The following is an 18,963-nucleotide window of genomic DNA, read 5'->3' as shown; positions in this document are numbered from 1 at the left end:
GGAAATTTATGACACTAAAACGCGTAATTATAACATCACTTTGTCTTTTTGCATTTTTCGGATGCGGTGACGACTCTAACAAAAAGAGCGAGCAAAACACTAGCGAACCAGCTGTGCAAAGTAAAAATTTAGAAGAAAATGCCAGTAAAGATGAAAATTTAAGCAAAGATACACTCACTCCAAAAATGAATGAGAGCGTACAAAGCGACGAAATAAAAGAGATAAGCCTAAAACTGCTTAATGGCACAACTATGCAGATCACAAAAAGAAGCAACGGCTTTGACGTAAAAGACGGCAAAAAAGCGACACTTTACGTATTTTTCGCCACTTGGTGCCCGCCTTGCAAGGCTGAGATACCACACCTAAACAACCTAAGTGAGAAATTTAAAAATGAGCTAAACATCGTTGCTGTCTTGCTTGAAGACAAGAGCGAGGACGAAGTAAAAGAATTTGCACAAAAATATAAGATCAAGTACGACGTCGCAGTTGGCGAGGGAAATTTCTTATTTGAAAAGGCTATGGGCGGCATAAACGGACTTCCGTCATCTGCGCTATTTAAAACAAATGGCGACTTCGCGCAAGGATATGTTGGCTTAGTGCCTGAAGAGATGTTAGAAACTGACATAACAAAGGCTATAAAATAATGCTTGAGTTTTTAAAAAGAGGCTTTGAAAAGACCTTTGGAGCGATAAGCTCGGCTAAAAAATCAAACAAGATCGACAAAGAGAGCTTGGAGGAAATTTTACTAGAAGCTGACGTGGCCTATGAGATCGTAGAAGAGATTTTATACTACTTGCCGCCACAAGATGAAGTGAGTAGAGCCGATCTTAGACGCGTTATGAGTAGCTATTTTATCTATGAAAACGAGCGAGTGATCGAGCCTGATAAGCCATTTGTCGATCTTATCCTTGGCGTAAATGGCGCTGGCAAGACGACAACCATCGCAAAGCTAGCAAATTTATATAAAAATAACGGCAAAAGCGTCATTTTGGGCGCTTGCGATACATTTAGAGCTGGGGCGATCGAGCAGCTGCGCCAATGGTCACTTAGACTGAATGTGCCAATAGTCGCCACCCAGCAAGGGCATGATCCTTCAGCTGTGGCTTACGATACGATCAGCTCGGCCCTTGCAAAAGGGATCGACCGCGTCATATTAGACACGGCTGGCAGGCTTCAAAACCAGACAAATTTAGCCAACGAGCTTGATAAGATCGTTCGTATCAGCAAAAAAGCCTACGAAAAGGCGCCTCACCGTAAAATTCTCATCCTTGATGGCACGCAGGGCAACGCTGGCGTCGCGCAGGCAAAGGCATTTAACGAGATCGTCTCGCTCGATGGCGTCATCATCACAAAGCTCGATGGCACCGCAAAGGGCGGAGCGCTATTTGGCGTGGCAAGGGAACTTGAGCTACCTATATTTTATATAGGCGTTGGCGAGAGCATGGACGATATCATCAAATTTAATCCAGACGAGTTTTTAGACGAGCTGATGGACGCCATTTTTGAGTAGGGTAAAATTTCTTAGTAAAATTTGCTTTTTCGCTGCTCTTTTGGCGATTGATTTTCTTGCATTTACTCCAAAAAGTCCTGCGATAATTGAAAATTCGTGGGACAAAGCAAACCATTTTTTAGCCTTTTTCGTCCTTTATATACTGCTCTACCTTGGCTATGAGTTTAAAATTTTAAAGAATTTAGCCCTACTTTTAGCCTTTGGCGTGCAAATAGAGCTCGTTCAGGCATTTTTGCCAAATAGGAGCTTTAGCCTGTTTGACATCGTAGCAGATATGATCGGAGCGGCCTTTGGAGTGATGGTAGTTGAAATTTTAAAAAGGATATATTATGGCAAAAGCAAAGCCAGTTTTTGAGTGTCAAGCCTGCGGAAACCAGCAGGCAAAGTGGCTGGGCAAATGCCCACAATGTGGGGCTTGGGATAGCTTTGTTGAGCTTAGCCAGCAAGAGATAAAGATAAGTAAAGAGATAGCAAAAAGCGCTAGCACACCCAGCAAAGCCATAAGCATAGACGAAGTTGAAATTCAAAATTTTACTAGATTTAGCACCAAAGATAGCGAGCTGGACCTTGTTCTTGGTGGTGGCGTGGTTGAGGGCTCGCTTGTTTTAATAGGCGGCAGCCCGGGAATTGGCAAATCAACCCTGCTTCTAAAAATCGGCTCAAATTTAGCAAAAGACGGCAAAAAAACACTCTATGTAAGCGGCGAAGAGAGCCAAAGCCAGATAAAAATGAGAGCCAACAGGCTAAATGCGGTGGATAAAAATTTATATCTGCTAACTGAAATTTGCCTAGAAGATATCCTGCTAGAAGTGCAAAAGAGCGACTACAAGGTGCTAGTAATAGACTCTATACAAACGCTTTATAGCCAAAATATAACCTCTGCGCCAGGCTCGATCACGCAGGTTCGCGAGATCACGTTTGAGCTGATGAGGCTTGCAAAGAGCCAAAATATCTGCGTTTTCATCATCGGACACATAACCAAAGAGGGCTCGATCGCAGGGCCAAGAGTGCTTGAGCACATGGTCGATGTGGTGCTTTATTTCGAGGGAGACGCGAGCAGAGAGCTGAGAATTTTGCGTGGGTTTAAAAACCGCTTTGGCTCGACGAGCGAGGTTGGTATATTTGAGATGAGCCAGCAAGGACTTGTGAGCGCAAATGAGGTCTCAAGCAAATTTTTCACACGTGGCGGGGCGATGAGTGGCAGTGCTATCACCATCATAATGGAGGGCTCAAGGGCGCTTAGCATCGAAATTCAGGCACTTGTTTGCGAAAGTGCCTATCCAAAGCGAAGCTCGACTGGCTTTGAGAGAAACCGCCTAGATATGCTGCTGGCCCTTCTTGAGCGAAAACTTGAAATTCCGCTTGGGCACTACGACGTCTTTATAAATGTTTCAGGTGGCGTTAAGATAAGCGAAACTGCGGCCGATCTAGCCGTCATCGCAGCGATAATAAGCAGCTTCAAAAACCGCCCTATCAGCAAGGACAGCGTCTTCATCGGCGAGCTAAGCCTAAACGGCGAGATAAGAGAAATTTTTAACCTCGATCAGCGCCTAAAGGAGGCAAAAACGCAGAAATTTAAAAACGCCATCATCCCAAACAAACCGCTTGACACACAAGGTCTAAAGTGCTTTTACGCCAAAGATATCACGCAAGTGCTTGAGTGGATGTAGAGAATTAAAGATGATTTTTACACAAAATGGCAATGAACTACAAAGCCATAAAGAGATAATTTATGCTTTTGTGTCAAAAGATAAAAGATTTTTTAGTAAATATCAAAAAGAGCTCACGCGAAATTTACCACTTTATCCTAGCTTAGAGCTATTGCTTGTCGATTTTGCAGTTATTTAGTACAAAGCCATCCTAACTCAAAGAGATTGTTTTTAAGCTTATGGTTTTATTTGATTTAGTGCATTTATTGTGCTATTTTTTAATGTAATCTCATCAATTTCACCAGTATTTCTTAGTTCTTTAATTGGGCAATATTCTTCCACATCATAAAATAAACTTTGCACAATGTCATAATAATTATTAAAAAAATCGTCGTCTTTATGCAATAACTTAAAGAATTGAGTTTGATAAGTGCTCGCATCTATTTTATCATTGGCAAAATCTTTCATTAAAGTCAAAAAATTATTATAAATCACAAAACTACTCCTATTTATTACATCTAATAACATCATTATACCGACCAATAAAAATCATTTTAATACCCTAAAATAAAACCAAAGCACATATAATGTGGCTACTTGATATATGATGAAATTTATATTTGGCAATACTTAACAATTATTACCATTACGATCTCACAAGCCTCTACTTTTTCTTAATATATTGTATATTTAAATTTAATCATCAAGCACAGATATCCCACTTGAACAAATTCTGGCAAATGGGTTGTTATATTCTTGGTGGCATTTTTCGCACTTTATGACACCTAGTTCTGCGCTTGCTTGCTCTGCATTATAACAATGCGGACAAACTACGTAACAATCTTCTTGCGTATCTACTCCGATAGCTTTGATGCTTGGGTCTTGATAGTCGTTAAAGATTTTTCTAAATTCATATCGTGAAAATGATCTTTTTATAGCACTATCAAATCTCTTATAATACGCTCTTAACGCTGGTAGTTCGTCGTCCCAAAATTCCTCTACAAATCCAAGATAATTTATACATTTAGGAGCAAGCATAAAAATGCTCTCGTTTATCTGTCTTAAAACCCAGTCAGCGCCAATAGTGTCATCTGTTATAACAAAAATATTTGCATCAAAACTCCAAGTTCTATAATCAAATATTACCGAATAACTTATACAACATGGGTTATTTTTATTTACCTCTATCTCGCAAACTTCATACTCTTGATCTATTTTTAAATAATCACCGATGGAATTATATGTCGGTATGTGGTATTTATCTTTATCAACACCATCTTTTAATCTTACTTTCATTTTTTACACTTTTTAGGATCTGGTAATTTTATTACAAACAGCTACTACAATTTTAAACCAAACGTAAAAAATCATATGCATCTTTATTTATACCAATAATCTTTGCTGCTTCTTTTATCATTTCAAAATCCTCAACAGACACCTTTATGTCATATTCATATAATTGAACGCATAAATCTTCCAATACAACTCCATACTCGCCGTAATCCATATTGATCATCTCATTTTTAATAAAATCTGACATTTTCAAATTTATAAATTTTTCTTCATAGTTATTTAACAATTTAGACAAAATACTATGTATAAATTCTAAATTATTATCTTTTTTTATCATTATTGTATCTTCCTATTTAATCAAATTAGCATAACTATTTATGCAAAAGCCACATCAACTTACTTTTCCACTTTGTAAATCCACAAAATATTCCAAGCCATCCATACATTTTATAAACAGCTGTTTTCCTATTATTTTATAATCACATATAATATCTTTAAAATATGTCTCCCATATTTGTGTAGAGCCCATGTAACATATCACACCGCATTCACATATAACAAATACATATTCACCTTCATTTTCAGTAAGAATTTCATAAAACAAAAAAGATAATTTGCTATTAAAAACTATACTTTCCTTTTCTATATCAAAACAAATAAAATTTTGACTAGCACCTATGTAAAGTAAATTTTGTTTTGAGTTAAAACTTATTTGTGGCTTAATCCCATAATCACAGCAAGCTACGCCATAAGCTTTATGTGCAAATTTAATATATAAAAAGTTATTGTATGTATCATCGCCACAATATATAATATTGCCACCGACATTCTCTTTTAAGCTCTCCAATGTCTCTAAAAAGCGAGTTGTAACAAACATAGTATTATTTACCTCTTTTTATAATTACAGTAATTAGTCTATTTTCATCCTAAGCAAATTCTAGTTTTACATCAGTCAACATTTTAAAACTTCTTTTTCAAATATATCTATAAGTCTTTGTATTTTATTGATAAATTTTTCCTTACCTTCATACATCTCCATCAGCAAGGCATCATAAATAGTATCCTTTTCAAGCCCATCAAATGCACTTAGCTCGCGAAGTTCGAGCGATGAAATATCAATGGTTGATTTTAGTTTTACTTTCATTTTTTTTATTGCCAAATTTATTTTATATGCCATTTTATACAACAAACATATGTATTTTACAATGTTCTTTCTTCTACAACCAACGAATAAATAAAATTACCACCATTATTTTTATAATAATTATTGATATATTTACTCGCTTTTTCAAAAGATTTTATAAAGTTGCTCCCAGAAAAGCACCAGCTATCATATGTAATGATGACTTCATAACCATTTAACCCATAAACATCTCCACCAAGCACCACCATCTCTTTTTCTTTGATAATGTCTAAAATTTTTATAACATCGTCAAATTTCCAGCCAATCTCATAAACACCGATTTTATCTCTTAGAAAAATCCCCCTACTTAATAGTGATTGAGGTAAAATATTTATAAAGTCTAAATCTATAATCATAAATTCTCCATCATATCCGTCCAGAATGGCACATTTTTATATTCACTTATATATTTTGGAATATCAACACCACAAAATTCATGCAACAAATACTCTTGCAAATTTCTACTATAATAGACTATATCGCCATAATATATTGACAAGACTGGCGGATCGTTATCATCATTCATCTCTGGCATAAATCTGTGAGAATAGACTGGTATAATCTTGGGTGCATTTTTATATAACTCAGCTACAACTTCAACTCTTTGCTCTCTTGATATCTTACACCATTGATCCGGTAAACAAGTGCTATTTGGTATATATTCTTCAAAAGAGGCGCTTTTCACAAATTCATAAAAATGTTGCATCATATTTTTTATTTTCGTGACATTTCCACTTGAAAGATCACGCCAATCATAAAAGCCATCCGAAACTGGCAAAGCTGTAGTAAAAAATGACTTTAACGAAAGAGGAAATTTAATCTCGTAAATTTCATATATTTTTTTAAGCTCGCTTTGAGTAAGACCGTTGTCAAATTTAATACCCTTATCTTTTAGTATCTGAATAACTCTTAGAAACATTCTCTAGACCTAAATTTTACTTGCGAATTTATTTAATACTTTTGCTATTTTTCTGCTTTTATTAAATTTCACACGATCATCACTGCAGCTACGGCAAATCCGCCGTCGTGAGTTATACTAAGGCTTGCTTCTTTGATATTAAAATTTGTATAAATTCTTGGGCTAAATTTTATCTTTGGTGCGTTTCTTGCGTCTTTGCTGAGCATAATGTCTAAAAAGCCACACTCTTTGCTGATGCCCACACCAAGGGCTTTGCTAGCTGCTTCTTTGGCCGCCCAAAATCCAGCCAAAGTCGCATCATTTTTTGCTAGCGCGATCTCGCTATCACTTAAAAATCTCTTTAAAAAAAGCTCGCCGTGACGAGCCTTCAGTCTTGAAATTCTATCTATCTTAACGATATCGATACCTATCATTGCACCACAAAATCAGTAAAAAATATGTTTTTGATGTAGCCATCATTTAGCACTTCATTTAGCTTGCCGACAATCTCGTCTTTTAGCCTATCTTTGCCCTTTGCAGTGCTTACTTCTTCGTAAGTTTTAGATGAGAGCGTTCTTATGATGATATCTCTTAAAAGTGCTTTTTTCTTATCAAGCTCGGCAGTTAGTAGCTCGTCGCTTTGTTCCAAATCGATCTTAGTTTTAAGAAATCTTGATCCATTTTCACTAAGTAAATTTACGACAAACTGATCAAGCGGATATATCGGTCCCATGTTCGAATAGTCGTTGCCACCGCGTTTTGCTTTGTTTTGAGCGGGTGCTGGTTGAGTTTGAGTCTGAGCTGGTGTTTGCGCCATATTTGTCTCTTTTGGCTCGTCTGAACTAAGCATCAAAAACGCCACTAGCCCTCCGATAACTAGCAATAAAACAAATATCGCGATGATGATTATCATCAAAGCGCCATTGCCACCTTTTTTTGCTTTTTTCTCTTCAACTTCTTCAGCCATCTTTCCTCCTTTAAGTTTTGGCTATAATTATACAAAAAATTCGCAAAAATGAGAAAAGATGATACATAAAACCAACGCCGCTAGGCTTTTGGACAAGCTAAAAATAGAGTATGAGATACTTGAATACGAAGTCGATCTAAACGATCTTTCAGCCGTTCACGTCGCAGCTAGCACCAAGCAAGATATAAAGCAAATTTACAAAACTATCGTCTGCCAGTGCGAGCCTAAAAATTTTGTCGTTGCCTGCTTGCAAGGCGATCTGGAGCTTGATCTAAAAGCACTTGCTCATGCGTGCGGAGCCAAGCGCTGCGAGCTTATAAACTTAAAAGACCTAGAAAAGATCACCGGCTACATCAGAGGCGGCTGCTCGCCACTTGCTATGAAAAAGCACTTTGCGACCTTCATCGACGAGCGAGCAAAAGAGCAAGAGTACGTGCTAGTAAGCGCTGGAGTAAGAGGCAAGCAGATAAAGATAGCTCCAAACGACCTTTTAAAGGCTTGTGAGGCGGATTACGCTGATATCGCTAGACTAGCTCTTTAAAAACTCTATAAATTTAAACTTCTCGCCTAAAAACTCGGGCGAGAGTAGAAATTTTGCCTGTTTGGTGACATTTTCATAGGCTTGCTTGCTGCCTTTTTCAAGTACCAAAGATAAAATTTCATCAACGCCAAGATCATTAACCAAAGCTTCATTTTGTTTTTTAAATTTAAGCATCAAAAAGCCAGCCAGAGAGAAAGCCTCTTTTACCTGCTTAAAACACAGGCTATAAGTTAGATCAGAGCTTTTAAAATATGGTGCAAGATTTGAGATTTCGAATAAAGAAAAAACTTGATGATCTTTAAAAACTCTTAGGCTAAATTTATTTTTTGGCTCAAATTCGCCGTAGTCAAAGCTTAAAAATCTAATTTTTTTTGCCGCATTTGCAAGCTGGAGCGCAAATTTAGCGTAGCTAGTTGAAATTTCACCCTTTTTTATGCCAAATTTCTTTGCAAGGGCTAGCAAATTTTGATCTGCCTTTTGCCAGTGAAATTTTAGATCACTATCCACAAAAAGCATATTTTCCCCCTCTATCACATCGCAGCTAAATGCGTCAAACAGCTCATTTGTGATGACAAAAATTTCATCAAATTTACACTCATCTAAATTTTCATAGTGTTTTATTTTTATCTCATTACCAAAGCGGTTTTTAAATGTTTCAAGCTGTTTTTTGCGTAAAATTTCATGAGGTTCGATGATGATAAGCTCTAAATTTGACAAAATTTCTGGCTCAAGTGTAAATATACCTTGCGCGAAATCAGCCAGCATATCGCCTGAGTTTGCGCCGATCTCCACGACCTTACAAGAGCTAGAGATTTCGCCATTTTTAAGTAGCTTTATAAAGTAGTTTGCAAGGCAGGCGCCAAAGAGATAGCCAACGCTTACATTTGTGTAAAAGTCGCCCTTTTTGCCGATATCCACGCCAAATTTATAGTAGTTTTCATTGACCCAGATATCAAAAAACTCACTAAATTTCATAGATCAGGCAGCTTCCAGCCTCTGTAAAATGCGAACATCCTGACCGTTATACCAGCAGAGAGCAAAAGCATAGTAAAAAATATATTGGTAAGACCCAGATGATAGAGGATAAAGTAGGCAAGCCCCACGCCAAGGCTTATCGTGCCGTAAAGTCCGGTGCGTAAAAACCACGGGACTTCATTTAACAAGATATCTCTTAAGATACCTCCGCCAACGCCGTTAAAAAAGGCGATCATCATAACGCCAAAGATGTTGTAGCTATACTCAATGGCAACCATCGCTCCAACGATAGAAAAGCAGATAACGTCGATCGCGTCGGCAAAGATAAAGACAAATTTCTTCTCCAAACCATCTCTTTTTATATGTAAATTTGTGATCCTGGATGCGACAAGCATAAAGATGACAACACTTACTGGCATGTAGTGAGTGAATGAATAAACCGCCCTGCCAACGAGCATATCACGCATGATACCGCCTCCAAGTGCGGTCAAAAATGCGGACAAAAAGACGCCAAGCCAGTCACACTCCCTCTTTACAGCAAACAAAAAGCCACTAAGCGCAGCTGATGCGATACCAACGTACTCCACAAAAAGTATTAAGCTCATATTTTTTCCTTAAAAATGGGCATTTTATAATGAAATCTCATAAAAGTTCATTAATAAATTTTTAAATAATAGTTTATTTTAGGCTATAATAACAAAAATTTTAAATAAGGAAATTTGATGAAAAAAATTCTAACTTTACTCTTTTTGATCGGCTCATTTTTTGCGTTAAATTTAAACGCTGATGTGATTCAAAATCAAAAATTAAAAAATGCGATAAACATTTTAAACGCTTTTGGCACTAGGACTTTAAAACCAAACACCAAGATAGAGGGCATAAAAGCCATCGCGATCATACCTGACATGACAAAAGCAGGCGCGATCATCACTGGCTCAAAAGGCAAAGGTGTATTTATCGCTAAAAATGACGATGGCGAGTGGTCAAGCCCATTTTTTGTAAATTATACATCTGGCAGCATCGGACTTCAGCTAGGATATAGCTCGGCTGATATGATCATCTTGTTTAAAAACTCAGAAGCCTACGCAAGCTTGTTTAACGCAAAAGATACGATCAGCCTAAAAGCAGAAGCAACTGGCGGCGTTGGCAACGAAGTGGCGATAGCTAGTGATTTGCCTGAAATTTCAGCATTTGTCGAGGAGCGTGGCAAGACTAGCGGAGCTTTTGTTGGCGTTAGCTTAGATGTGGCAAGACTTAAGATAAACGCACAAGACACAAACGACTACTACGATAGAATGTATGAATTTGAAGATATCTACAACAACAGCCCAAAAGCTAGCAAATACACAATCAAATTTAAAGAGATAATCTCAAAATACTTCTTATAATAACCTCATATCTTGGCTCTTTTAGAAGAGTCAAGCTCTTTTTTACATTTTAAAGATTTTAGAAATTTAGTTTATAAATTTAGCAAGATTATGGCTTAGCCTTTTGCTAAACCATAAATAGTGATACAAAGCGTTTTTTAGGGATCGGAGAAAATTGAGTCATATATTCAAACGCCTCTTCGTAGTCGCCGTCAGTGTATTGCGCGACTTGCTCGATAAGCTCGTAAAGCTCTTCGTCATCCATCGAGTCAAAGCTGCCTCTATTTTCCAAAACCTCTAACAAAACGGCGTCTAATTCTAGCTCGTCGTAAGTCATTTCGTTCCTTAATTCTGATTTAAAAAATGCGAAACTATACCAAAAGAAGCTTATAAAATACTTTACTTAGAATTTGTAATAAATTTTATGCATTTTTTAGTAGAAAAGTTGTAAAATCTTTACATTCATTATCAATTTGATAGGGATTTTGTGGAAGACTTTGAACTATTTTACAAGCATTTTAACGAGTTTTTAAAAGCTTTTAATCAAAAAGGCTCTGAGATAAAAGAGCAAATTTTGCGTGTGCTTTTTGCAAGCAAGTCACATCTAAATGCTCAAGAAATTTGTCAAAAAATTTATGAAACTTACAAAAATGAAATTTCAATGACTTCTATATATACCTTTTTAAATTTTCTTGAAGAGCACCATTTGGCAAATAGTTTTGAGCAAAATGGTGTTAAAAATTACGAGTTAAATTTAAAGTCCTCCCACGATCATCTAATCTGCGAAATTTGCGGAAAGGTGGTTGATTTTGAAGATGAAATGATAGAGCAAAGGCAGGAGCAAATTTGTAGCCAAAGATCATTTAGTGCAGAGTCTCACAAGATGATACTTTATGGAATTTGTAGTGATTGCCAAGCAAAAAATGGGGTTTAAATTTATCATTTAATTTTGCTTTTTGATAATGAAAGACAAAAAAATTTCAGATTTGTTTAAGTTATATAATAGATAATACGCCATCAATATAAAAGGAAACAAATGGATATAAAAACACAAACTTTAGCACAAGTTGCAAGCTATTTTTCGATGATAGCTCACACAAATGGCAGACTAAGAGTAAGGGTTAGCCCAAAGATCAAAGAGCTAAGCAGTAGCGTAAATTTAGCTAGTTTAGATGATATGATCGCTCAGATAAATGGCATAAAAAATGTTAAATTTAACAATATAATCGGCTCTGTAACGATCGAATATGACCATGAAATTTTCCCTAAAAATCTCTGGGAGGATCTCTTAAAAGGGCAAAATTTAGAAGAAATTTCAGCTAAAGTAAATGAAGTAGCAAAAGAAGTAAAATATGCTTAATGAGCTTTTAAACGCCTCTTATACGAGCGAAAAAAACGCACTTAGGTTATACGAAGGTCTAGCTTCATTTGGCGAAGTATTTGATCAAATCGCAAGCGTGAGAAAAAATGCTATCGTCTTGATAGAGAAATTTGCAAGTGCGCATAAGTATGAGCTTGTTTGTGAAAACGAAGCTATCTTTTTGCCAGCAAAAAATAAAGAAGATGCGCTAATAGAGGCACTAAACTATGAAAATGAGCTAAACAAAATGTATGAAAAATTTTGTGAAAGCTTAGATGATGAGGAGTTAAAAGATCTATTTTTTAGACTTTGGGCTACTTCAAATAACGAATACATCGCCTCTTTAAAGCACTGCTTAAAAGAAATTTATAGCGGAGCTGGAGCAAAAAATAAGATAAATTTAAATGAAATTTCACAAAATTTTGAGCAAAATGGCATAACAAATATTTTAGAAAGCTATCAAAATGACTTTAATGAGATAACTAAAAGCTTGCAAAATATCGCAAGTGGCAAGGCTGATAAAAGCGAGTTGGCAAAGATAACCAATAATCCAAATTTCTCGTTTTTTAGCGGGCTTGCACTTGGGGCATTAGGCATTTCAGTAGTTAGCAAAAATTTAAATAAGGATGAAGAAGATGAATAATTTACAAAATCAAACAAAGAAAGGATTTAAAATGGCATTACCATTTTTAGCAGGTTTAGCAGTAGGCGGTTTAGCAGTAGTTGCTTGGAGTAAAAGAGATAAGATCAAAGAGTGTGCCAAAGATGGCCTAGATAAAGGCAAAGAGGCTGCAAAAGATCTTTATAAAAAAGGCAAAAATGTCGCAAAAGATGCAAAAGACTTCATGGTAAAAGAAGAGAAAAAAGCAAAACGTGGCGCTAAAAAAGTAGAAAAAGAGGCTGAAAAAGTGGTTAAAAAAACAAGAAAACCACGTGCTAAAAAGCCAGCAGCTCCAAAAGCTATCACACCAAACGATATAGCTTAAGGATAGAGAATGCAAGAAAATAATCTTTTTACGCTTTCAAATACAAGGCTTCCGTTTGATCACTTCATCAGCGGAGCCTTAATCGCTGGCATGGGTGCGGCTGCGCTTGGCTTTAACGACTATCTAAACAACAGAGCTACTAAAAAAGATATCGCTAAGAAGATAGTAAAATACGCAGTAACTGGCGGTTTTGTAGGTGCCGTTGGCATTCACGCTTCAAATTTGATAGCACAAAAAAAATATCTAAACGCAGCAGCTTTCACAGCAGCTGGCATCGGCGGTCTTTTAATAGCTGAAGAACTAATAAAATTGGAGAGTAAATAATGAATAATCCTTATATCAATGAAGAAAACGCAAACGAAGTAGCAGCAAATAACACAGCAGCAACTCAGCCAAGTGCAGTTGATAATGCAATAAACAATGCAGCTCAAAATTTACCATTTGTACCTGAAAATTTTAACGCAGCTGGCTTTGTAAAAGGCCTACTTTTAGGCGGCATAGCAGCTTATGTGCTAACTAATCCAAAAGCACAAGAGTGCGTATTTAAAGCGATCATCAAAGGTGGCGAGCTAATAAACGCTGGCATAGAAGAACTAAAAGAGCGTTTTGAAGATGTCAAAGCTGAACTTGACTCACAAAAATAAGGTCACTCTAGCTCATAAGAGCAAAAACAGAGCGAGGTTTATTTGCGAGAGCCTAAACGCTAGAAGCGATGTCAGCGCTATCGAGGCTGCGATCTCAGAGCGAACCGATGCAAGAAGCGTGCGTGTAAATAAATACGCAAAAAGTATCGTCGTCGAGTTTGATAAGAGCTATGAGAAAATTTTAGATTTTATAAAGAGCTATGATTTTCCAATCAAGCCAAAAGATGAGAGCCTGCCTAGCAAAGCAAATATCTACAAAGCTGCTGCTGCACTTGGTGTAACGCCGTTTATGAGTAACAAAACTCTAAAATCAGCCGTAACTCTTTACGCAACAGCTCCAAATTTAATAGAAGGTGCAAAAGAGCTAAGGTACGATGGCATCACCTCAAAAGTGCTTGAGGCAACTGCTATTGGCACTAGCCTTGCAATGGGCGACCATTTAGCTGCAAATAGCACAAATTTGATGATAAATATCGGCGAATACATGGAAGAAAGTGCTAGCCACAGAAGTGATGATCTAATAAAAGAGCTAGCCAAACCAAACATCGAAGAGGTATGGGTCGAGCGAAATTTAAACGGTGAAAAGACGCTTGAAAAGGTAAAAACCGAAAATTTAAAAAAAGGCGACATCGTAGTCGTGGGAGCTGGCGAGACGATAGGCGTTGATGGCTACATCGTCGAGGGTAATGCTGATGTCAATCAAGTCTCAATGACTGGAGAAGCCGAGCCTGTGGCAAAAGCTAGAGGCGACCGCGTCATAAGTGGCACTGTTGTTGATGAGGGCAGGATCAAAATTTGGGCTGAAAACGTAGGTAACGACACCGCAACCGCAAGGATCAAAAAGTACATCCAAAGCTCGCTTAATGAAAAGTCAGCTATCGGCGTAAAAGCTCTAAAACTAGCTGATAAACTTGTGCCAGTCACGCTCTCTCTTGCTGGGCTTTCGTATGTTATAAATAAAAATATGAACAGCGTTGCTAGCGTGCTTCAGGCTGATTACTCTTGCGCGCTTAAGCTTGCTACGCCAGTTGCGTTTAAGTCAAGCATCTCGAAAGCCGGCAGAAACGGCATCCTTATAAAAGGTGCAAAGGCGATCGAGGCTCTAAGCTCGGTTGATACCTTTGTCTTTGACAAAACCGGCACTCTAACTCATGGACGCCTAAGCGTGGTTGAAATTTACTCTTTTAAAGATGGATTTTCAGAGGCTGATATCTTAAATTTAACAGCAAGTGCTGAAGAGCACTACTTCCATCCAGTAGCTGAAGCGATAGTTGAGGCTGCAAACAAGCGTGGATTTAGCCACATTCACCACGACGAGGTTGAATTTATCGTGGCTCACGGCGTAAAAACTGCGATGCACGGCAAAGAGGTGGTCATCGGCAGTAGGCACTTCTTAGAAGATGATGAGATGATAAGCTTTAAAGCTCACGAAACGCTCATAAATAAAGCTTTGCAAAGCGGTCTAACCTTGCTTTACGTGGGATACGACAAAGAGCTTGTTGGCGTCATAGCCATGAAAGATGATATGAGAGCAAACGCTAAAGATATGGTGGCAAAACTACGAAATCTTGGCGTAAAAGAGATAGTTATGCTAAGTGGCGACATCAAGAGCAAGGCTGAAGAGGTAGCGCGCGAGCTAGGGCTTGATAGGGTCTATGCTGAGTGCTTGCCAACGGACAAAGCAGCGATCATCGAAGAGCTAAAAAATGAAGGCAAAAAGGTCGCCTTTGTCGGAGATGGCATAAATGATGCGCCAAGTCTAACAAAAGCAAATGTTGGCATAAGCATGCACAAAGGTGCAGATATCGCTAAAGCAACGGCTGATATAAGCCTTTTAAAAGATGACATTATGAGCGTGGCGCTTGCAAAAGAGCTCGCAAATAAGACGATGAAGCTAATAAGCTCAAATTTCCGCTCAACCGTTGGTGTAAATACAGCCATACTAAGTGCCGCAACGCTTGGCATGCTAAATCCAATAGCAACTGCTATGCTTCACAACGGCACGACGATCTGGCTTCTGCTCAACTCAATGAAGGGCGTGAAGATCAAGTCAAAATAAATTTGAAAGGATAGATGGTGTTTGAGAATTTCTTAAACTTTTTAAACGGCAAAATGGATGTAGCCAACGACTTTTTATATGGATATTTTTTGGTTATCATCCTTGTAGCTTCAGGAATTTACTTTAGCTATCTTACCCGTTTTGTGCAGTTTAGGATGTTCTTTGAAGCTTGCAGAGTTCTGGTAGAAAAAAAGGATAAGTATAACAAGCACCATCTAACACCATTTCAAGCGCTTATGATCTCGACTGCTTCACGCGTTGGTATCGGCAACATCGCTGGAATTTCAGCTGCCATCGTCGCAGGTGGTCCAGGGGCACTTTTTTGGATGTGTTTGATGGCGTTTTTAGGCTCAGCTTCAGCCTTTATTGAGAGTACTCTAGCTCAAATTTATAAGACCAAAGATGTTTTTGGCTTTAAAGGCGGTCCAGCTTACTACATCAAAAATGGGCTTGGCATAAAGTGGCTTGGCTCTTTGTTTGCTATCATCCTCATCATCACCTATGCATACGGCTTTAACGGGCTTCAAAGCTACACCATGACCTCTGCCTTTGAAATTTACTACGATCAAGCAGGCAGCAACATCACTTTTGCGCAAAGTGGCTTGCCTATTGGCATCGGACTTATCCTTACAGCATTTACGGCTGTGATGTTTTTTAGCAAAAGCCACATCATCGGCAAAGTTAGCTCATATATAGTGCCTTTCATGGCGCTTACCTATATCTTACTAGCTATCATCGCGATCGTTTTAAATTTCAAAGAAATTCCAGCCGTTATCAAGATGATCATAGAAAGTGCATTTGATTTTAAAGCGATATTTGGCGGTTTTGCTGGAAGCGTGATCGTAATAGGCATAAAAAGGGGACTTTTTTCAAACGAAGCTGGGATGGGTTCAGCACCAAATGCAGCGGCTGCGGCGCACACAAGCCATCCGGTCAAGCAGGGCCTAGTTCAGGCAATGGCGGTCTTTATCGATATGACGATATGTATCGCTTCTGGTATGATCGTGCTTTTTTCTCAGGCATATCTTACAAAACAAACTGGCGTAAGTGGCGAAGTGCTAACCGCCCTACCTCTCGTTCAAGCAGCAATGAAAGAGTATTTTGGCGACTTTGGGCTACACTTTACGACCCTTGCAGTAGTGCTGTTTGCCATCACATCACTCATCGGCAACTACTACTACGCGCAGGCAAATATGAAATTTCTAACTAAAAGTAAAAATTTAACGCTAGCATTTAAGATCACAGCAGTGATTATGATATTTATAGGCGCTCAGATGAACTTAAAGCTCGCTTGGAACATCGCTGATATCACGATGGCAGCTATGGCTACGATAAATATCATCGCCATTTTCTTATTATCAAAAGTGGTGATAATAGCAGTTAAAGACTACGAATCACAAAGAAAAACTGGTAAAAACCCAGAATTTGACCCAGAGAGTCTAGGTATCAAAAATACAAGCTGCTGGAGCAAAAACTAAAGGAGAAAATTTGGGAAAAGATATAAAGATAAGTGGCAAACTACTAGATCTAAACACTCATAGACAAGTAGCAAAGGTCGGCATGAGCGTCACTTTGGCATCTGTTTGCCTAAGTGCACTTTTTATGAAAAATAGATCTGTTAAAAAAATCCACGTAGTTTCTGGCATCGCATTTACATGCTTTGCGCTTTACCACGCTGGACTTTACGACAACGGCATCTTTAAAAAGATGATCGTAAAAGCAAAAACCGCTTCAAAAAAGGCATAAAATGAGACTAAGCGACGCTGAAATTTTAGACTACATAAACGAGGACCTACCCTACTTTGACCTCACAACGTCGCTTCAAAATATCGATAAAAAAGCCTCACTTGAAATTTACTCGCGTGATGAAATTTGCGTAAGCTGCGTAGATGTGGCAGCGAGTGTGGCGAGGCTACTTGGGTGTGAGAGTGAAATTTTCGTGCAAAACTCTCAAATTTGCAAGGCTGGCGATGTGATCATAAAAATTTATGGCAGCTACGAAGATGTGCATAAGGCTTGGAAACTAGCCCAAGTCGCACTAGAATACGCCAGCGCCATCGCAACCTACACAAACAAAATGGTAAAAGCTGCAAAAAGCGTCAATGAAAAATGCGAGATTTTAGCAACCAGAAAGAGTTTCCCATTTGCAAAGAAATTTTGCGTAAAAGCCGTGCTTGAAGGCGGTGGCGGTATGCACAGACTTGGACTTAGCGACAGCATTCTTTTCTTTAAAAATCACATAAAAGCCTACGCTAGTTTTGATGAATTTATCTCACATTTACCAGAGTTTAAAGCCAAAATGGTCGAGCGAAAGATCTGTGTAGAGGCTGAAATTTTAGAAGAAGCAAGCAAGCTTTTAAAGGCAAAATGCGACGTCGTGCAGTGTGACAAATTTAGCCCAGAGCTTATCAAAAACGTGCTAGCTTTAAGAGATGAAATTTCACCAAATACCATAATCCTAGCAGCTGGCGGTGTAAATTTAGCAAATGCAAAAGAATTTGCAAATGCCGATGCGATAGTAACTTCTGCAATGTACTCAAAAGGCGTTGCTGACATCAGCGCAAGACTTGAAATTTTGTAAAATTTTACATATAAGAATACATATAATTTATATATCAAATAATAACTATCTCTAAATCTGCTAAGTATTTTTGTAAGCGTCTATCAATCATGAACGAGTAATTTCGCCTCTAAAATTTGAGCTAAGCGGTAAGCGAAGCCAAATTTTAGTAGTCAATTCTTGCGAGTGAATGGAATTTTAAAATTTGCAAAAATAGTAAATTTATTTTTAAAATCTGCAATTTAAATTTTAAAATTTATGAGCGAGCATATCACGCTTCTAAATTTAGTGGCGAATAATTATGAGCCCTAAATTTAGTAAGTTGCTAAGGCGAGTGAGTAAGATTTTAAAATTTAAATTGCAAAATAAATTTATCCAAAAGGGAGACAAGGGGGCTTGAATTACGGTCTGCTTACAGTTGCGAGCCTGCGAAGCAAAATTCAAGTCCCCTTGTCTACCTTTTGGATAAAGCAAATTTATAAATTTGGTTAGATTGCTTTGTAAATTTTATCTAGTCTAAATTTACATAGCCCTCTAATGCTTCAGAGAGCTATGCTTTGTGTTTTATTGTGGTCTTTGGTTATATTTAACAATAAGCCTTTTAGAATTTATTCTTCCTAACATCTTCAACTATAGCTTTAGCCATCTCATCTACTTCTGATGTTACTTCGTTTGCTTGGTTTGCAATTACTACATTCTCTTTTGTTAGATTATCTATTTGAGCAACTGATTGATTTATCATATTTATACCTTCACTTTGCTCTTTGATTGATTCACTCATCTCATTTATTGATTGAGCTAGGACATTTGTATTTGCTTCTATCTCACCTAGAGATTTTTGAGTTCTTTCAGCTAGCTTTCTTACTTCATCAGCAACAACAGCAAATCCTCTACCATGCTCTCCTGCACGTGCTGCTTCTATTGCAGCATTAAGAGCTAGAAGGTTTGTTTGATCTGCTATATCTCTAATA

At 37.8% G+C, this 18,963-nt stretch carries 29 protein-coding genes; 16 read left to right on the top strand and 13 right to left on the bottom strand.

The features are described 5' to 3' along the window. Positions 1-8: 8 nt before the first annotated feature. From FZ945_RS05640 to radA, 4 genes are read left to right on the top strand one after another with little or no spacing between them, the layout of a single operon-like run. Positions 9-644, top strand: coding sequence for a TlpA family protein disulfide reductase (locus FZ945_RS05640; RefSeq protein ID WP_148803124.1), 636 nt, complete (start codon positions 9-11; stop codon positions 642-644). After that, positions 644-1,510 (top strand): signal recognition particle-docking protein FtsY, encoded by an 867-nt coding sequence (ftsY, locus tag FZ945_RS05635; protein ID WP_103632741.1) that lies wholly within the window; start codon positions 644-646, stop codon positions 1,508-1,510. Before FZ945_RS05640 ends, ftsY begins: the two co-directional genes overlap by 1 nt. Further along, on the top strand, positions 1,503-1,865 hold the full coding sequence (locus tag FZ945_RS05630; RefSeq protein ID WP_148803122.1) for a VanZ family protein: 363 nt from the start codon (positions 1,503-1,505) through the stop codon (positions 1,863-1,865). The genes ftsY and FZ945_RS05630 overlap by 8 nt, the downstream gene beginning before the upstream one ends. Continuing rightward, positions 1,840-3,180: a DNA repair protein RadA gene (radA, locus tag FZ945_RS05625; protein ID WP_148803120.1), complete on the top strand. Its 1,341-nt coding sequence runs from the start codon at positions 1,840-1,842 to the stop codon at positions 3,178-3,180. The genes FZ945_RS05630 and radA overlap by 26 nt, the downstream gene beginning before the upstream one ends. Positions 3,181-3,396: 216 nt before the next feature. Here radA and FZ945_RS05620 read toward each other — a convergent pair whose 3' ends face one another. The 9 genes from FZ945_RS05620 to fliL form a co-directional block, all read right to left on the bottom strand. Further along, positions 3,397-3,627, bottom strand: coding sequence for a colicin immunity domain-containing protein (locus tag FZ945_RS05620; protein WP_222862614.1), 231 nt, complete (start codon positions 3,625-3,627; stop codon positions 3,397-3,399). Positions 3,628-3,855: 228 nt separating this feature from the next. After that, on the bottom strand, positions 3,856-4,455 hold the full coding sequence (locus FZ945_RS05615) for a DUF2719 domain-containing protein (protein ID WP_148803116.1): 600 nt from the start codon (positions 4,453-4,455) through the stop codon (positions 3,856-3,858). A 52-nt stretch (positions 4,456-4,507) separates the two neighbouring features. Beyond that, positions 4,508-4,789 (bottom strand): hypothetical protein, encoded by a 282-nt coding sequence (locus FZ945_RS05610; protein ID WP_148803114.1) that lies wholly within the window; start codon positions 4,787-4,789, stop codon positions 4,508-4,510. A 54-nt stretch (positions 4,790-4,843) separates the two neighbouring features. Then, positions 4,844-5,329: a hypothetical protein gene (locus FZ945_RS05605; protein WP_148803112.1), complete on the bottom strand. Its 486-nt coding sequence runs from the start codon at positions 5,327-5,329 to the stop codon at positions 4,844-4,846. Between the two features lie 75 nt (positions 5,330-5,404). Further along, positions 5,405-5,596, bottom strand: coding sequence for a hypothetical protein (locus FZ945_RS05600; RefSeq protein WP_148803111.1), 192 nt, complete (start codon positions 5,594-5,596; stop codon positions 5,405-5,407). Between the two features lie 56 nt (positions 5,597-5,652). Continuing rightward, positions 5,653-5,991, bottom strand: a complete 339-nt coding sequence (gene imm40 / locus FZ945_RS05595; RefSeq protein ID WP_148803108.1) for an Imm40 family immunity protein — start codon at positions 5,989-5,991, stop codon at positions 5,653-5,655. After that, on the bottom strand, positions 5,988-6,554 hold the full coding sequence (locus FZ945_RS05590; RefSeq protein WP_148803107.1) for a hypothetical protein: 567 nt from the start codon (positions 6,552-6,554) through the stop codon (positions 5,988-5,990). The genes imm40 and FZ945_RS05590 overlap by 4 nt, the downstream gene beginning before the upstream one ends. 68 nt (positions 6,555-6,622) lie before the next feature. Beyond that, entirely contained in the window at positions 6,623-6,967 is a 345-nt protein-coding gene (gene acpS, locus FZ945_RS05585; protein WP_087582200.1) for a holo-ACP synthase, read from the bottom strand. Then, positions 6,964-7,500 (bottom strand): flagellar basal body-associated protein FliL, encoded by a 537-nt coding sequence (fliL, locus tag FZ945_RS05580; protein WP_148803105.1) that lies wholly within the window; start codon positions 7,498-7,500, stop codon positions 6,964-6,966. Before fliL ends, acpS begins: the two co-directional genes overlap by 4 nt. 58 nt (positions 7,501-7,558) lie before the next feature. Between fliL and ybaK the strand changes: the two genes are divergently transcribed. After that, positions 7,559-8,041, top strand: a complete 483-nt coding sequence (gene ybaK, locus FZ945_RS05575; RefSeq protein WP_021090136.1) for a Cys-tRNA(Pro) deacylase — start codon at positions 7,559-7,561, stop codon at positions 8,039-8,041. Here ybaK and FZ945_RS05570 read toward each other — a convergent pair. After that, complete coding sequence (locus tag FZ945_RS05570; protein ID WP_148803103.1) at positions 8,030-9,016, bottom strand: SAM-dependent methyltransferase; 987 nt, start codon at positions 9,014-9,016, stop codon at positions 8,030-8,032. The two genes, ybaK and FZ945_RS05570, sit on opposite strands and share 12 nt — an antisense overlap. After that, the gene (locus FZ945_RS05565) at positions 9,013-9,621 is read right to left on the bottom strand and encodes a trimeric intracellular cation channel family protein (protein WP_148803102.1); all 609 of its coding nucleotides are present in this window, start codon (positions 9,619-9,621) and stop codon (positions 9,013-9,015) included. Before FZ945_RS05565 ends, FZ945_RS05570 begins: the two co-directional genes overlap by 4 nt. A 117-nt stretch (positions 9,622-9,738) precedes the next feature. Between FZ945_RS05565 and FZ945_RS05560 the strand changes: the two genes are divergently transcribed. Beyond that, positions 9,739-10,404 (top strand): lipid-binding SYLF domain-containing protein, encoded by a 666-nt coding sequence (locus FZ945_RS05560; protein WP_148803100.1) that lies wholly within the window; start codon positions 9,739-9,741, stop codon positions 10,402-10,404. 106 nt (positions 10,405-10,510) lie between these two features. Here FZ945_RS05560 and FZ945_RS05555 read toward each other — a convergent pair whose 3' ends face one another. Continuing rightward, complete coding sequence (locus FZ945_RS05555; protein ID WP_002942234.1) at positions 10,511-10,720, bottom strand: hypothetical protein; 210 nt, start codon at positions 10,718-10,720, stop codon at positions 10,511-10,513. 150 nt (positions 10,721-10,870) lie between these two features. Between FZ945_RS05555 and FZ945_RS05550 the strand changes: the two genes are divergently transcribed. The 10 genes from FZ945_RS05550 to modD all read left to right on the top strand — a co-directional run bounded on the left by FZ945_RS05550 (position 10,871) and on the right by modD (position 18,013). Beyond that, the gene (locus FZ945_RS05550; protein WP_148803098.1) at positions 10,871-11,317 is read left to right on the top strand and encodes a Fur family transcriptional regulator; all 447 of its coding nucleotides are present in this window, start codon (positions 10,871-10,873) and stop codon (positions 11,315-11,317) included. Between the two features lie 102 nt (positions 11,318-11,419). After that, positions 11,420-11,743, top strand: a complete 324-nt coding sequence (locus tag FZ945_RS05545) for an HMA2 domain-containing protein (RefSeq protein ID WP_148803096.1) — start codon at positions 11,420-11,422, stop codon at positions 11,741-11,743. After that, positions 11,736-12,386, top strand: a complete 651-nt coding sequence (locus tag FZ945_RS05540) for a ferritin-like domain-containing protein (RefSeq protein WP_148803094.1) — start codon at positions 11,736-11,738, stop codon at positions 12,384-12,386. Before FZ945_RS05545 ends, FZ945_RS05540 begins: the two co-directional genes overlap by 8 nt. 31 nt (positions 12,387-12,417) lie before the next feature. Further along, entirely contained in the window at positions 12,418-12,729 is a 312-nt protein-coding gene (locus FZ945_RS05535) for a hypothetical protein (RefSeq protein ID WP_035142665.1), read from the top strand. A gap of 9 nt (positions 12,730-12,738) precedes the next feature. Continuing rightward, entirely contained in the window at positions 12,739-13,053 is a 315-nt protein-coding gene (locus FZ945_RS05530) for a magnetosome protein MamC family protein (protein WP_148803092.1), read from the top strand. Then, positions 13,053-13,373, top strand: a complete 321-nt coding sequence (locus FZ945_RS05525; RefSeq protein ID WP_180996462.1) for a YtxH domain-containing protein — start codon at positions 13,053-13,055, stop codon at positions 13,371-13,373. Before FZ945_RS05530 ends, FZ945_RS05525 begins: the two co-directional genes overlap by 1 nt. Then, on the top strand, positions 13,342-15,432 hold the full coding sequence (locus FZ945_RS05520; RefSeq protein ID WP_410369044.1) for a heavy metal translocating P-type ATPase: 2,091 nt from the start codon (positions 13,342-13,344) through the stop codon (positions 15,430-15,432). The genes FZ945_RS05525 and FZ945_RS05520 overlap by 32 nt, the downstream gene beginning before the upstream one ends. A gap of 14 nt (positions 15,433-15,446) precedes the next feature. Then, positions 15,447-16,910, top strand: a complete 1,464-nt coding sequence (locus tag FZ945_RS05515; protein ID WP_148803090.1) for an alanine/glycine:cation symporter family protein — start codon at positions 15,447-15,449, stop codon at positions 16,908-16,910. Between the two features lie 10 nt (positions 16,911-16,920). After that, positions 16,921-17,178, top strand: a complete 258-nt coding sequence (locus FZ945_RS05510; protein WP_148803088.1) for a helicase — start codon at positions 16,921-16,923, stop codon at positions 17,176-17,178. A gap of 1 nt (position 17,179) precedes the next feature. Continuing rightward, the gene (modD, locus tag FZ945_RS05505; RefSeq protein ID WP_148803086.1) at positions 17,180-18,013 is read left to right on the top strand and encodes a ModD protein; all 834 of its coding nucleotides are present in this window, start codon (positions 17,180-17,182) and stop codon (positions 18,011-18,013) included. Between the two features lie 580 nt (positions 18,014-18,593). Here the strand turns inward: modD and FZ945_RS05500 are convergent. Then, positions 18,594-18,963 (bottom strand): methyl-accepting chemotaxis protein (locus FZ945_RS05500; protein WP_262367164.1); only part of this gene is annotated, 370 nt, incomplete at its 5' end.

The sequence above is a fragment of the Campylobacter concisus genome, from assembly GCF_902460535.1.
GTDB classification, from domain to species: domain Bacteria; phylum Campylobacterota; class Campylobacteria; order Campylobacterales; family Campylobacteraceae; genus Campylobacter_A; species Campylobacter_A concisus_AS.
The sequence above is the reverse complement of the archived record's forward strand: the minus strand, read 5'-3'. Positions and strand labels throughout refer to the sequence as shown.

Coding starts and splice junctions, on each gene's coding strand:
- FZ945_RS05640 (WP_148803124.1), top strand. CDS start 9: ATGACACTAAAACGCGTAATTATAACATCACTTTGTCTTTTTGCATTT.
- ftsY (WP_103632741.1), top strand. CDS start 644: ATGCTTGAGTTTTTAAAAAGAGGCTTTGAAAAGACCTTTGGAGCGATA.
- radA (WP_148803120.1), top strand. CDS start 1,840: ATGGCAAAAGCAAAGCCAGTTTTTGAGTGTCAAGCCTGCGGAAACCAG.
- FZ945_RS05620 (WP_222862614.1), bottom strand. CDS start 3,627: ATGAAAGATTTTGCCAATGATAAAATAGATGCGAGCACTTATCAAACT.
- FZ945_RS05615 (WP_148803116.1), bottom strand. CDS start 4,455: ATGAAAGTAAGATTAAAAGATGGTGTTGATAAAGATAAATACCACATA.
- FZ945_RS05610 (WP_148803114.1), bottom strand. CDS start 4,789: ATGATAAAAAAAGATAATAATTTAGAATTTATACATAGTATTTTGTCT.
- FZ945_RS05605 (WP_148803112.1), bottom strand. CDS start 5,329: ATGTTTGTTACAACTCGCTTTTTAGAGACATTGGAGAGCTTAAAAGAG.
- FZ945_RS05600 (WP_148803111.1), bottom strand. CDS start 5,596: ATGAAAGTAAAACTAAAATCAACCATTGATATTTCATCGCTCGAACTT.
- imm40 (WP_148803108.1), bottom strand. CDS start 5,991: ATGATTATAGATTTAGACTTTATAAATATTTTACCTCAATCACTATTA.
- FZ945_RS05590 (WP_148803107.1), bottom strand. CDS start 6,554: ATGTTTCTAAGAGTTATTCAGATACTAAAAGATAAGGGTATTAAATTT.
- acpS (WP_087582200.1), bottom strand. CDS start 6,967: ATGATAGGTATCGATATCGTTAAGATAGATAGAATTTCAAGACTGAAG.
- fliL (WP_148803105.1), bottom strand. CDS start 7,500: ATGGCTGAAGAAGTTGAAGAGAAAAAAGCAAAAAAAGGTGGCAATGGC.
- ybaK (WP_021090136.1), top strand. CDS start 7,559: ATGATACATAAAACCAACGCCGCTAGGCTTTTGGACAAGCTAAAAATA.
- FZ945_RS05570 (WP_148803103.1), bottom strand. CDS start 9,016: ATGAAATTTAGTGAGTTTTTTGATATCTGGGTCAATGAAAACTACTAT.
- FZ945_RS05565 (WP_148803102.1), bottom strand. CDS start 9,621: ATGAGCTTAATACTTTTTGTGGAGTACGTTGGTATCGCATCAGCTGCG.
- FZ945_RS05560 (WP_148803100.1), top strand. CDS start 9,739: ATGAAAAAAATTCTAACTTTACTCTTTTTGATCGGCTCATTTTTTGCG.
- FZ945_RS05555 (WP_002942234.1), bottom strand. CDS start 10,720: ATGACTTACGACGAGCTAGAATTAGACGCCGTTTTGTTAGAGGTTTTG.
- FZ945_RS05545 (WP_148803096.1), top strand. CDS start 11,420: ATGGATATAAAAACACAAACTTTAGCACAAGTTGCAAGCTATTTTTCG.
- FZ945_RS05540 (WP_148803094.1), top strand. CDS start 11,736: ATGCTTAATGAGCTTTTAAACGCCTCTTATACGAGCGAAAAAAACGCA.
- FZ945_RS05535 (WP_035142665.1), top strand. CDS start 12,418: ATGGCATTACCATTTTTAGCAGGTTTAGCAGTAGGCGGTTTAGCAGTA.
- FZ945_RS05530 (WP_148803092.1), top strand. CDS start 12,739: ATGCAAGAAAATAATCTTTTTACGCTTTCAAATACAAGGCTTCCGTTT.
- FZ945_RS05525 (WP_180996462.1), top strand. CDS start 13,053: ATGAATAATCCTTATATCAATGAAGAAAACGCAAACGAAGTAGCAGCA.
- FZ945_RS05520 (WP_410369044.1), top strand. CDS start 13,342: ATGTCAAAGCTGAACTTGACTCACAAAAATAAGGTCACTCTAGCTCAT.
- FZ945_RS05515 (WP_148803090.1), top strand. CDS start 15,447: ATGGTGTTTGAGAATTTCTTAAACTTTTTAAACGGCAAAATGGATGTA.
- modD (WP_148803086.1), top strand. CDS start 17,180: ATGAGACTAAGCGACGCTGAAATTTTAGACTACATAAACGAGGACCTA.